Origin of the sequence: Chryseobacterium turcicum, from assembly GCF_021010565.1 — a bacterium.
GTDB classification, from domain to species: domain Bacteria; phylum Bacteroidota; class Bacteroidia; order Flavobacteriales; family Weeksellaceae; genus Chryseobacterium; species Chryseobacterium turcicum.
Map to the genome: position 1 here is coordinate 113,250 of NZ_JAJNAY010000003.1, position 12,883 is coordinate 126,132.

Annotated in this window: 11 protein-coding genes; 8 read left to right on the top strand and 3 right to left on the bottom strand. The window is 37.7% G+C overall.

The features are described from left to right. Positions 1-338 precede the first annotated feature (338 nt). Positions 339-656 carry a thermonuclease family protein gene (locus LO744_RS20300; protein WP_230672693.1) on the bottom strand — a complete coding sequence of 106 codons (318 nt, stop codon included), beginning with the start codon at positions 654-656 and terminating at the stop codon, positions 339-341. Positions 657-1,024: 368 nt separating this feature from the next. On the opposite strand from LO744_RS20300, the gene LO744_RS20305 reads away from it, so the two are divergent. The 6 genes from LO744_RS20305 to ilvA are packed head-to-tail and all read left to right on the top strand — an operon-like array spanning position 1,025 to position 8,151. Then, positions 1,025-1,912: a branched-chain amino acid transaminase gene (locus LO744_RS20305; RefSeq protein WP_034751611.1), complete on the top strand. Its 888-nt coding sequence runs from the start codon at positions 1,025-1,027 to the stop codon at positions 1,910-1,912. Continuing rightward, positions 1,912-3,588, top strand: a complete 1,677-nt coding sequence (ilvD, locus tag LO744_RS20310) for a dihydroxy-acid dehydratase (protein ID WP_055133806.1) — start codon at positions 1,912-1,914, stop codon at positions 3,586-3,588. The genes LO744_RS20305 and ilvD overlap by 1 nt, the downstream gene beginning before the upstream one ends. A 7-nt stretch (positions 3,589-3,595) precedes the next feature. Then, positions 3,596-5,296: a biosynthetic-type acetolactate synthase large subunit gene (gene ilvB, locus LO744_RS20315; protein WP_034751523.1), complete on the top strand. Its 1,701-nt coding sequence runs from the start codon at positions 3,596-3,598 to the stop codon at positions 5,294-5,296. 25 nt (positions 5,297-5,321) lie between these two features. Next, positions 5,322-5,843, top strand: a complete 522-nt coding sequence (gene ilvN / locus LO744_RS20320) for an acetolactate synthase small subunit (RefSeq protein ID WP_034751613.1) — start codon at positions 5,322-5,324, stop codon at positions 5,841-5,843. A 20-nt stretch (positions 5,844-5,863) separates the two neighbouring features. Further along, positions 5,864-6,910 (top strand): ketol-acid reductoisomerase, encoded by a 1,047-nt coding sequence (ilvC, locus tag LO744_RS20325; protein WP_034751526.1) that lies wholly within the window; start codon positions 5,864-5,866, stop codon positions 6,908-6,910. Next, on the top strand, positions 6,907-8,151 hold the full coding sequence (gene ilvA / locus LO744_RS20330) for a threonine ammonia-lyase IlvA (RefSeq protein ID WP_034751529.1): 1,245 nt from the start codon (positions 6,907-6,909) through the stop codon (positions 8,149-8,151). Before ilvC ends, ilvA begins: the two co-directional genes overlap by 4 nt. A gap of 204 nt (positions 8,152-8,355) precedes the next feature. Here the strand turns inward: ilvA and LO744_RS20335 are convergent, their stop codons facing one another. Next, positions 8,356-8,811, bottom strand: coding sequence for a DUF420 domain-containing protein (locus tag LO744_RS20335; protein ID WP_034751532.1), 456 nt, complete (start codon positions 8,809-8,811; stop codon positions 8,356-8,358). A 30-nt stretch (positions 8,812-8,841) separates the two neighbouring features. After that, the gene (locus LO744_RS20340; protein ID WP_034751535.1) at positions 8,842-11,286 is read right to left on the bottom strand and encodes a TonB-dependent receptor; all 2,445 of its coding nucleotides are present in this window, start codon (positions 11,284-11,286) and stop codon (positions 8,842-8,844) included. A 212-nt stretch (positions 11,287-11,498) separates the two neighbouring features. Between LO744_RS20340 and LO744_RS20345 the strand changes: the two genes are divergently transcribed. Together LO744_RS20345 and LO744_RS20350 are read left to right on the top strand one after the other, a co-directional pair. Next, a complete protein-coding gene (locus LO744_RS20345) occupies positions 11,499-12,572 on the top strand; it encodes a sensor histidine kinase (RefSeq protein WP_034751539.1) in 1,074 nt (357 codons plus the stop codon). Further along, the coding region (locus LO744_RS20350; protein WP_230672696.1) for a LytR/AlgR family response regulator transcription factor at positions 12,562-12,883 on the top strand (322 nt) is incomplete at its 3' end. The genes LO744_RS20345 and LO744_RS20350, both read left to right, overlap by 11 nt.

Below are 12,883 nucleotides of genomic sequence, written 5' to 3' on the forward strand. Positions count from 1 at the left end.
TTATTTTACAAATTTAAGAGTAATAATGCTGATATACAAAAGGGTTGACACTGAGATTAAACATCTTTGTTAATGCCTTCTGTCAGCTTGATTGGAGCCATCGGTTAAATTTTTTTTAACACAAAAAAAATCCCCGACTATTTCGAGGACTAAAAACTAATAACCATGAAACTCAGTTAACCATGAGAATCACACAAATATAAGAATTAATTATAATTTTTTAATTTTCTAAACTCCCACGGAGCAACCATTTTAGAATCTTTCCATAATCCAACCTTTTTATTTCTTGCAATATTTTCCAAATCACCTAATTTTTTATTAGCTGAATACCTAAAGTACTACCATCCTAAACCTGCCCTAATGATTTCTTCAGATAAATATTTTTCGTTACCATAATAAACTTTTGCGATAGTTCTTCCATATCTGTCAACATCTGTTTGAATAAATTTAATAGTTTTTCCAAAAACCTGATCACTTGTATATTGTTTTGCATTTTTTCCGAACGGTTGACCGCTTTCTGGGCAGTCAACCTCTGCTAATCTTAAGGTCTTTTGAGATTTATCACTAAGTAGAACTAAAATAGTATCACCATCTTTGATACCAATAACTTTTGCAGAGTTTTGAGCCATTAGTGAGATTGGCAGTAAAAAAAGCATAAAAAAATTGTGGGTTTAAAAATTACTAGCTATATTTGCACTTGAAAACAGAAAAAAAATGTACAATTCAATTAATATTTCTTCTATTATTATTGCGGGTGTGATTTCACATACCGGGGAGGAATAATTTTGATATAATCTAAAAGATATATTTGAAAGCCTCCCGAGAAATCAGGAGGCTTTTTTTATTGACATTAAACTAAAAAGAACAAAATGAAATCATATAACAACACTATTATTATCAGCATTATTATTAGCTCGCCACCGTGAGAGATGCTGCTTTATGCCAAATTGTAAGCCTTTCTCATTTCGGGAAAGGCTTTTTTTATTCCCAAAAATCAATTATCAACTCAATAAAAAAAATAAATATGTATTCAAACAACGAAACAGTCCTTTTTTTGGACGGAAAATTTGTAAAGGCTAACGAATCTACAACCGATTTGTACAGTCAAACGCTTCATTATGGCTACGGTGCATTTGAAGGTATTCGTTCTTATGAAACCAAAAATGGAACTAAAGTATTTAAAGCCGAAGAACATTATGAACGCTTGAAAAAATCCTGCGAATTGGTAAAAATCCCTTTCGATTGCACTGTTCAAGAGTTAGTCCAAGCTACTTACGAGTTACTGGAAAAAAACAATTTAAAAAATGCTTACATCCGACCATTGGTGTATTGTGGACAAAATATGAGTTTGTCAAAACCTACCAGGGTTTCGGTGATGATTGCCGCTTGGGACTGGGGAGCGTATTTGGGAGAAAAATTACTACGATTAACGGTTTCCTCCTATTGCCGTCCACATCCAAAATCCATCCACATTGAAGCGAAAGTCTGCGGTCATTATGTCAATTCGATTTTGGCAACCAACGAAGCAAAAGACAATGGATTCGACGAAGCCTTGCTTTTGGATAGCGATGGATTTTTAGCCGAAGGTCCGGGTGCAAATTTGTTCTTTGAAAAAGACGGAAAACTATTCACGCCTCAATTAGGAAACATCCTTCCGGGCATCACCAGAGCCACTGTTTTGGAGTTAGCCGAACAATTAGGTCTGGAACTGCATCAAGGAAAATTTACCAGAGAAGATCTTTTTCAAGCTGATAGTGCCTTTTACTGCGGAACGGCTGCCGAGGTAGTGGGTATATTATCGGTGGACACTTATCAATTTCCAAAAAACTGGAATGATTCCTTAGGTAAAAAACTTCAAGATGCTTATTCACTTTTGGTACGAGAACCTTTAAAACAGCTCAATTTAAACTAATGAAAACACTCAACAAATACAGTAGAACCATCACACAAGATGAAACCCAACCTGCAGCACAAGCCATGCTTTATGGAATAGGTTTAACCGAAGACGATTTGCAAAAAGCACAAGTGGGAATTGTGAGTATGGGTTACGAAGGAAATCCCTGCAACATGCACCTCAACGATTTGGCTAAAGAAGTAAAAGCTGGTGTGCAACAAGAGGATTTAGTAGGATTGATATTTAATACCATTGGTGTGAGTGACGGTATATCAAACGGAACTGACGGTATGCGTTTTTCTTTGGTTTCCAGAGATGTGATCGCCGATTCCATAGAAACGGTGGTGAGTGCCCAATGGTACGATGCTGTATTGGCGGTAGTAGGTTGCGATAAAAATATGCCTGGTTCTATCATCGCCATGGGAAGATTAAATCGTCCTGCAATCATGGTTTATGGCGGAACGATCCATTCTGGAAAATGGAAAGGAGAATCGCTCAATATCGTTTCAGCTTTTGAAGCTTTAGGTAAAAAATTCAGTAACACCATTTCCGATGAAGATTACAAAGGTATAATCAAAAACGCTTGTCCTGGCGCGGGTGCTTGTGGCGGTATGTACACAGCAAATACGATGGCTTCGGCTATTGAAGCTTTGGGAATGAGTTTACCTTACAGTTCATCCAATCCTGCGTTGAGCAGCAATAAAAAAATGGAATGTTTTGATACAGGAAAAGCCATCAAAGTGTTGTTGGAAAAAGACATTAAGCCCAAAGACATCATGACCCGAAAAGCCTTTGAAAATGCCATGACCATGGTAACGGTTTTGGGCGGCTCTACCAATGCCGTAATGCACCTGATAGCAATGGCACATTCGGTGGATTTGGAATTGACTTTGAATGATTTCCAAAAGGTAAGTAACCGTGTTCCAGTGTTGGCAGATTTAAAACCAAGTGGAAAATACCTCATGGAAGATTTGCACGAAGCAGGTGGTGTTCCAGCAGTAATGAAATATTTATTGAAACACAATTTATTACATAGAGATTGTTTAACTGTTACAGGAAAAACAATTGTTGAAAATTTGGAAGCTGTGGAAGATTTAACCGAAGGTCAGAAAGTATTTCTTCCATTGGAAAATCCAGTGAAAGCAAATGGACATCTGCAAATGCTCTACGGAAATTTAGCTACCGAGGGAAGTGTAGCTAAAATAAGTGGCAAAGAGGGCGATTATTTTGAAGGAACAGCCAAAGTATTTGACGATGAATATGCAGTGATTGATGGTGTGCGAAACGGAGAAGTAAAACCCGGGAATGTGGTAGTAATCCGTTATTGCGGACCAAGAGGCGGACCGGGAATGCCTGAAATGCTCAAACCAACTTCAGCAATTATGGGTGCAGGATTGGGAAATTCAGTGGCTTTAATTACCGACGGTAGATTTTCGGGTGGAACGCATGGTTTTGTGGTAGGACACATCACTCCGGAAGCTTTTGTAGGTGGAACAATTGCCTTGGTAAATGATGGAGATTTGATTGCGATTGACACAAAAAATAATACGATCAATTTAAAAGTATCTGAACAGGAATTGGAAAAACGAAAAGCAGCATGGAAACAACCTCCATTGAAAGCAAATAAAGGGGTTTTGTACAAATATGCACAATGCGTTTCGAGTGCTTCATTGGGGTGTGTAACCGATAAATAATTAAAAAATGAAAACAACGGAATTAAAAATAACAGGTGCAGAAGCGGTGATACAAAGCCTGAAAGCCGAAGGTGTAAAAACGATATTTGGTTATCCAGGCGGTGCTATCATGCCAATTTATGATGCCTTGTTTCATCATCTTGAAGAAGTAAATCATATCTTGACAAGACACGAGCAAGGTGCTATACATGCAGCTCAAGGATATGCTAGAACTTCAGGAAAAACAGGGGTTGTATTTGCTACTTCTGGTCCGGGAGCCACCAATTTAATTACAGGTTTAGCCGATGCCCTGATTGATTCTACGCCCTTGGTTTGCATCACCGGACAGGTGGCTTCTCATCTCTTGGGAACTGATGCTTTTCAGGAAACCGATGTCATGGGAATTTCGATGCCGGTAACCAAATGGAATTGTCAGGTAACCAAAGCAGCAGATATAGCACCCACTTTAGCTAAAGCATTTTACATCGCCTCGTCTGGTCGTCCGGGGCCGGTTTTGGTGGATATTACCAAAGATGCCCAGTTTGAAAAACTGGATTTCTCTTACGAAAAGTGTACATCGGTGAGAAGCTACCAACCTAAGCCAAAATTGAATGTAGATCAAGTGCAAGCAGCAACCAAGTTTTTGAATGAGGCAAAAAAACCTTTGATGATTGTCGGACAAGGAATTATGCTTTCCAATGCAGAAGAAGAATTATTGGCTTTTGCCGAAAAAACGGGTATTCCGGTGGCTTCTACGCTTTTGGGATTAGGAGCTTTTCCAAGTCATCACCCTTTATTTGTTGGAATGGTAGGCATGCATGGCAATTATGCACCCAATGTAAAAACCAATGAGTGCGATGTGTTGCTTGCCGTGGGAATGCGTTTTGACGACCGTGTTACAGGTGATGTTTCCCGGTATGCAACACAAGCAAAAGTGGTTCATGTTGATATAGACACTGCCGAAATCAATAAAATCATAAAAGCCGATGCTCCTGTTGTAGCCGATGCCAAAGAAGCACTAACCGTTTTAGCAGATTTGGTAGAAAAACAAACTCATCAAAATTGGTTGGATGAATTTCATCAAGCGAAGCAAAAGGAATTACAGGTACTTTCAGAAAATAGAGAAAAGGAATTTTCAGATGAACTGAGAATGGATTTGGTGATTGATTTACTTTCTCAAAAAACCAAGGGCAATGCAATCGTTGTAACCGATGTGGGACAGCACCAAATGATGGCGGCACAGTTCTATCAGTATAATCAAACCAAAAGTAATGTTACATCTGGCGGATTGGGAACGATGGGTTTTGCACTTCCAGCCGCTATTGGAGCAAAAATGGCAAATCCGGAAAAACAAGTCGTAGCTATCATTGGAGATGGTGGTTTTCAAATGACCTTGCAGGAATTGGGAACCATGATGCAGAATAATATCGGCGTGAAAATCATCATCTTAAACAATGGTTATTTGGGAATGGTGAGGCAATGGCAACAAATGTTCTTTGAAAAAAGATATTCGTTTACCGACATTCAAAGTCCTGATTTTGTGGCTTTGGCAGCCTCTTACAACATCAAAGGTCAAAAAGTTGAAAGACAGGAGGACTTGAACAACGCATTAGACCAACTTTTAAACACAGAAAATGCGTACCTGTTGGAAGTGAAAGTTGCCAGAGAAGATAATGTTTTTCCGATGGTGCCAACAGGTGCTTCGGTAGCTGAAATAAGATTACAATAATTATAAAACGGATAAAATGGAAACAATGAACAAAACATTTACCGTATCCATATTTACGGAAAATACAATCGGAATGCTCAACCGTATCACCATCATATTTACAAGACGACATTTGAATATTGACAGCATCACCGCTTCTGAAACAGAGGTTAAAAATGTGCACCGTTACACTATCGTTTTGAGAACAAACAGAGAACAAATAGATAAAGTTGTTGGGCAAATCGACAAATTAATTGATGTTCTGAAAGCCTTTGTACACGAAGATAATGAAGTAGTACATCAGGAAATTGCGTTATATAAAATCAAAACAACAGAACTTAAATCCAACAATGTAGAGCAAGTGGTTAGAGAAAATAGTGCCAAAGTTCTCACCGTAGATCCCGATTTTATCGTCATTGAAAAAACAGGGCACAAAGCAGATACACAGGTTTTATTTGAGAAATTGAAACCCTTTGGTATTCTGGAATTTGCCCGCTCAGGAAGAGTAGCAGTTACCAAACCAATGAAAGAATTAAGTACTTATTTAAAAGAATTAGAAATCAATTAAAAAAAATAATACAATATAAAATGGCACAATTAAATTTTGGCGGCGTAATGGAAAATGTCGTAACACGAGAAGAGTTTTCATTAGAGAAAGCAAGAGAAATATTAAAAAACGAAACTGTTGCAGTCATTGGATACGGCGTGCAAGGTCCGGGACAAGCCTTAAATTTGAAAGATAATGGCGTAAAAGTAATTGTAGGACAACGAAAAGGGACAAAGAGTTGGGACAAAGCACTTGCTGATGGTTGGGTAGAAAATGAAACTCTTTTCGAAGTGGAAACCGCTTGCGAAAAAGGCACTTTACTCATGAATTTATTATCAGATGCAGGGCAAATACAAGCATGGGAAACGATGAAAAAAAATTTGACAACAGGAAAAGCCCTGTATTTTTCACATGGTTTTGGCGTTACTTTTCATGAAAAAACAGGTATCGTGCCACCTAAAGATGTAGATGTGTTTTTGGTGGCTCCCAAAGGTTCGGGAACTTCGTTAAGAACATTATTTTTAAAAGGGCAAGGTTTAAATTCCAGTTATGCCGTTTTTCAAAATGCAACCGGAAAAGCTGAAGAAAAAGCATTGGCATTAGGCATCGCTATCGGTTCTGGTTATTTGTTTGAAACCACATTTCAAAAAGAAGTATACAGCGATTTGACTGGCGAACGAGGCGTTTTGATGGGAGCTATCGCAGGTGTTTTTGAGGCTCAATATAATGTGCTTCGTCAGCGAGGACATTCGCCAAGTGAAGCCTTCAACGAAACTGTAGAAGAATTGACCCAAAGTTTAATGCCTTTGGTAGCCGAAAACGGAATGGATTGGATGTTTGCCAATTGCAGTACCACTGCACAACGAGGAGCATTGGATTGGAAAGGTAAATTTAGAGAAGCTACCACTCCTGTTTTTAATGAACTGTATGATGACGTGCTTTCAGGTAAAGAAGCAGCCATCGTTATCGAAGCCAACAGCAAGCCAGATTACAGAGAAAAACTCAACGCAGAACTCAAAGAAATACAACAAAGTGAGTTGTGGCAAACTGGAATGCAAGTTCGAAAATTAAGACCTCAAACCAAATGATACATTTAGCAAAAATACAAGAGGCAGCCGAAAACCTGAAAGGTGTGGCTGTGCATACGCCTCTTGTGAAAAACGAAAACCTGAGCGAGCGATTTGCTGCTCAGGTTTATTTGAAACGGGAAGATTTACAACCTGTACGATCCTACAAATTGCGTGGAGCGTATCATAAAATAAGTTCGCTTTCCGAAAATGATATAAAACTCGGCGTTGTATGTGCAAGTGCGGGTAATCACGCTCAAGGAGTGGCTTTTGCGTGTAGAAAACTGAACATAAAAGCCGTTATTTATATGCCTATTACCACGCCTGCACAAAAAATAAAGCAGGTAAAACTCTTTGGAAAAGAAAATGTAGAGGTTGTGTTGAAAGGTGATACTTTTGACGATGCCTACAACGAAGCCCTTCTTTTCAGCCAGAAGAATAAGGCAGTTTTCGTTCATCCGTTTGATGATGAATTGGTTATTTCCGGACAAGGAACTGTAGGATTGGAAATTGTGGAAGACAGCAAATGTAAAATTGATTTTTTATTCTTCCCAATTGGAGGTGGCGGTTTGGCAGCAGGGGTCGTTTCGGTTTTTAAACAATTGAGTCCTGAAACTAACCTTATCGGTATAGAACCACAAGGAGCAGCCTCTATGAAAACATCGTTGGAAAACGGTAAAAATACTGCATTGACGAACATTGATAAATTTGTAGATGGAGCTGCCGTAAAACGGGTGGGCGACAAAACATTTGAAATCTGCCAACATTCGTTAGATGACATCGTCTTAGTGCCTGAAGGGAAAGTTTGCACAACAATTTTACAATTATATAACGAAGAAGCCATTGTTGTAGAACCAGCTGGTGCATTGAGTATTGCAGCCTTGGATTCGTATAAAGACCAAATCAAAGGTAAAAATGTGGTGTGCATTGTTAGTGGCAGCAACAATGACATTACAAGAATGGAAGAAATAAAAGAGCGATCCTTGATGTTTGAAGGATTGAAGCATTATTTCATCATCAACTTTCCACAACGACCAGGAGCATTAAAAGAATTTGTAAATGATGTCTTAGGAGAAAATGATGACATTACTTATTTCCAGTTCACTAAAAAGAACAACCGCGAAGAAGGTCCGGCTGTTGTTGGCGTAGAACTAAAATACAGTTCTGATTTAGATAGTATGGAACAAAAAATGAAAACTAAAAAAATAAATTATCAGCATCTAAACGAGCAGAAAGAATTGTTTACACATTTGATTTTCTAGGGTTAAAATAGGAGTGGATAGAAATCTTTCCACTCCTTTAACTTCCGTCACTTTTTTCAAAATTCAAAAAATATTCTCAAATGAGCAACAAGAATATTGCTCCTGATAAATGTGATAGCATAAATAAAAGAGACCTTAACATCTGTTTCTGCCTGTACTGCTTTAAAATTAACGGACTACGCATTCTCTCATGAGAAATTAAATTCACAAGAAGAAGGCCATGGTACAAACAATAGCAGCCGTTATAGCAGTATAAAATAGACCTATGATAGTTCCGTAACCTAGCTTTTTGTGTACTGTCGAATATTTTCCTGGTAATGTTTTTTTCTTTTTCAAATTCTTATTAGCACTGAAAACAGTAATTCCCCAGAAAATATAGGTGATTACCGCACCTATGATATGTGCAATCAATAAACTATTAAAGAATAACGTCCCGGTATATTTACTGTTAGAAACGAGACTGCCTGATCCACCCGAAACCCTTATTTGAACTTCTAAAATAATCAGTGCAACAATACAGGTCCAGAACAATCGTTTTTGAATTTTGACGTGGACATCAAGGTTCTTTTTCTTAATTTGAGAAACAGCATAAACCGAAATAAAGGGGGCTGAAATTGACAATATTAGCATTCCCACTATAATTGACAACGTAATGTTCATAATTTTGATTTTTAATTAAATGTTTTTCTGTTAAAACTCGAAAATTACTCCAAGGGAAGGTAAAGGATGTCCAGTTTTATTGTAAAGAATAACTGGTATGGCGTTGCTTCCATCAGCAGTAATAGGTTGTCCATTGGTAGTCACAAAGCCTGTATTATCTTCGTTTCGCTTAAACGTAAAGTTCGGGTTGGTTTCATTTTTTTGCATCAATAAGTTTTGTACATCTAGATATATGCCCAACGATGTCTTTTTAAAGTTGAATTTCTTATCCACTCGGAAATCCAGTTGGTTGAAATTGGAAAGTCTGTTCTGGTTCAATAAGGAAGCATCTGGAATTCCCTGGCCCAGCAACAAATAGTTTTGTTGTGAGGCTGCCAGATCATATGGTGTATAAGGATTTCCTCCTGCAAAACGATACTTCAGTCCCAAGTCCCAGTCATTTTTCATTTTATACCCTAAAGTTGCAGAAAACAGATGTCTGTTATCCCAGGATGAAGGAGCTAATACGCCATCTACTCCCGAAAATTTACTAACTACATAAGAATAACTAAGCAGATAGAAAAGGTTCTTAGTCATCTTTTGCTGCATAAAAGCTTCAATTCCATACGTTTCTCCTATACCTATCGATAATATGCGTTCGCTACCAACCGATCCGTACTGAGTTCCCTGATTGGCCAATGAAATTCCTGTTGTTTCAGACACAGGGTAATCGCTATATCTCTTATAGAAACCTTCCAATGTGAACCTCAGTGAATTCTTTGGTAAGAACTCAGTTCCCAGAACATAATGAGTTGAACGGGTATAGTCCATATCTTTATTCATGAAATTACCTGCTTCATCCTTATATCCCAATGCGGTATATATAGGTGCCTTAAAATAAGTACCAGCAGATGCATTCAAGTTCCATTGGTCACTCAGACGATAAGAAGCGGATAAACGAGGAGAAAGTGTCTTCAAGGGATCATTTCCTGTCTCGGTCATGCTGTTCATATCCGTACGGATACCTCCCGATAAGAGTAATCTGTCATCCAGAAAACGTTTTGAAGCATGCGCAAACAATCCATATTTGAAGAAGTCGATCTTACTGTTGAACTGGATGGTTCTTTCTGGGGCTACAACATTGCCATCTTCATCTTTTACCTCAGCAGACACTTTATTAAATACATCTCCGTTATAACCTACGTATTGGGCATCCAAACCAGCTGAAAACTTCCAACCGTTAACAAACTTATTGTAATCAAAACGGAACTTATTTTCCACTTCATCTGATTCGATTAATAAAGTCCTGTTCTGTTCAATTTTGTTCTCGTCTTCAAATTTATCCAATGTTGTATTGAACATGTTCCTACTTAAGGTGAAGTTCATGTAGCCATTCTCGATCTTTCTGTTAAGATTAAAGCCCATGGTATAAGTCCATTGGTTTACATAAGGCGTTGAACGGAGAATATAAGTGTGTTCGGGAGTAGATTCCTTTGTAGGTGCAAATCCAAACTTATCAATGGCTCCAATACCAATAGCAGTTAATGTTGTCTTATCATTGAATTTGTGATTAACTTTATATTGAAAATCATAAAAGTCTGGACGGATTGGGAGATCTACCATTTTAAACAGCATTCCTAAATAGGATTTACGCACAGAACTCAGGAATGTTGTTTTAGGGGAAAGCGGACCTTCCAGCGTTAATGCGGTTTCTGTCATACTTGCACGAATATTTCCCGACAAACGATCGGGGTTACCGTTTCTTTGATTGATAACAAAGGTAGAAGACAATGCATCGCTGTATCTCGAATCGAATGCAGATGTTGTCAGTTTGAGATCCTCGATAAACGAGACGTTCAAAATTCCCTGTGCACCTCCCGAACTTCCCTGTGTCTGGAAGTGGTTTAAAACTGGTATTTCTATACCATCCAGATAATAAACGTTTTCATTGGGTGCACCACCACGTATGATAATATCATTCCGCTCACCTACACCATTGCTTAAACCGACTCCGGGCAACGTTTGTACCACTTTTGAAACATCAAAATTTCCTCCGGGGTTTGATTTTATTTCCTGAGATGTCAATTTCTGGACAGACATAGGAGTAATCATATCGGTTGCAGTTGCAGAAGCACTTCTATTGACTGTGATTGTAACGCCTTCAAGTTGTGCCGCTTCCGGTTGCAATTCAAAGTGCATAATCCTGTCATTGCCTGAGCTTACTTCTATATTGTATTGTGTAAACTTTTGATACCCAACTGAGGAAGCGTTAATCGTATAGGTGCCTACAGGAACGTTAAGCCTAAAAGTTCCCGTACTGTCAGTAAGCGTAGCAAACGAGGTCCCGTTAACGCTAATACTCACTCCAATAAGTCTCTCGTGGGTGTCCATATCTTCCACAGTACCGATAACATTTCCCATTTTTTGAGCAATCGCAGGTGTTGATAATAAGAAAAATACACTTAAATAGATAAGCACTTTGATATTCTCTTTCATTATGTCTTGTTTAAAAAGCAAAGGAAGATTTTTTCTACCTTTGAAAGAAATCTAATAGACCAATCTTTCATTTTTTACCATGAAGGTGTATTTTTGAATCGTGAAGTATCCGGAGTTTCTTCACTTAACAAAATAGCATACTCACTCATAAAATCAGTGAGTTTGTCGATAAATTTTGTAAATTTTTAATAGAAAATGGAATTTAGCATCCTATGAAAATCATAACAAGAAATCAAAATACAGTTACAACCTTAGTGGGTATAACCCTCTTAGCAGTATTACTGTTTCTTATGATTCCGCATTCTTATGGGATCGCATTGCCTTTTGTTTATTGGGTCAATCAATTTTTCTTTTTCATTTTGATGCTGGGACTTACTTATTTCAATACAAAATGGTTGGCACCTAAATTACTCTTCCAAAGAAAATATTTTCAATACTATCTCACTTTATTTCTTTCGTGTGTATTGATTATTATAATTCTCAGTAAGTTGGATGAGTTGCTCAATGTTTCGGAGGAAATAAGAAAAATAGCTGGGTTACATAATACCCAAAAAAAACAGGGACATGGCAATTTATCCGTATTTTTCTATATTTTCTTGATTGAAATATTGGTGCTTGGTGTCAATATTATTGGCATATTGATTAAAAAATGGCAAGATGAGAAGAATAAACGCCTACAAGTAGAAAAAGACAAGATAGAAATGGAGCTTTCGTTTTTAAAATCACAAATTAACCCTCATTTCTTCTTTAACAGTCTCAACACGGTAAATGCTTTGACCTATACAGATGTTGACCAATCTAGAAATGCTCTTAAAAAATTAGGGAAAATAATGCGGCACGTTTTATATAACACATCCAATCAATCTTCTACTATTGCATCAGAAATAGAGTTTATTTCCAATTATTTGGAATTGATGAAAATGCGATCTGCCCAGAAGGTTTCAATTGATTTTTCGGTGGATATCGTCTCTCCTGATCAAAAAATTGCTTCGATGCTGTTTTTGCCTTTTATAGAAAACGCATTCAAATATGGCATCAGCACACAGACACATAGTCCGATTACCATTAGGATTACAGAAAAAGATCAATCATTGGTGTTCTATACAAAGAATAAAGTTTTTGAAAAAATCGTGGACAACAAGTTGGATGATGATCAAAACCATGGTATCGGAATACAGAATACGGAAAGACGGCTGGAACTAATTTATCCTGGCAGGTATTCCTTGGCAATAAATAAGGTTGATGGCTTTGAGGTGCAACTTAAAATTGATTTAAATGAAAATTAGATGTATAACCGTAGATGACGAGCCCTTAGCATTGAATATGATTAGCTCCTTTGTCAGACAAACACCTTTTCTGGAACTTGTTGCTGAATTTGACAATGCGATCGATGCTCTTAATTATATTCAATCCAATCCTGTTCAATTACTACTGCTCGACATTCAAATGGCAGATCTTACCGGTATGGAACTTGCAAGGGTTTTGGCAGCAGATGCCAGTAAGCATAAACCGTTTATCATCTTTACGACAGCTTATAGTGAATTTGCATTAGAAGGATATCGCGTGGATGCTATTGACTACGTACTTAAACCGTTTG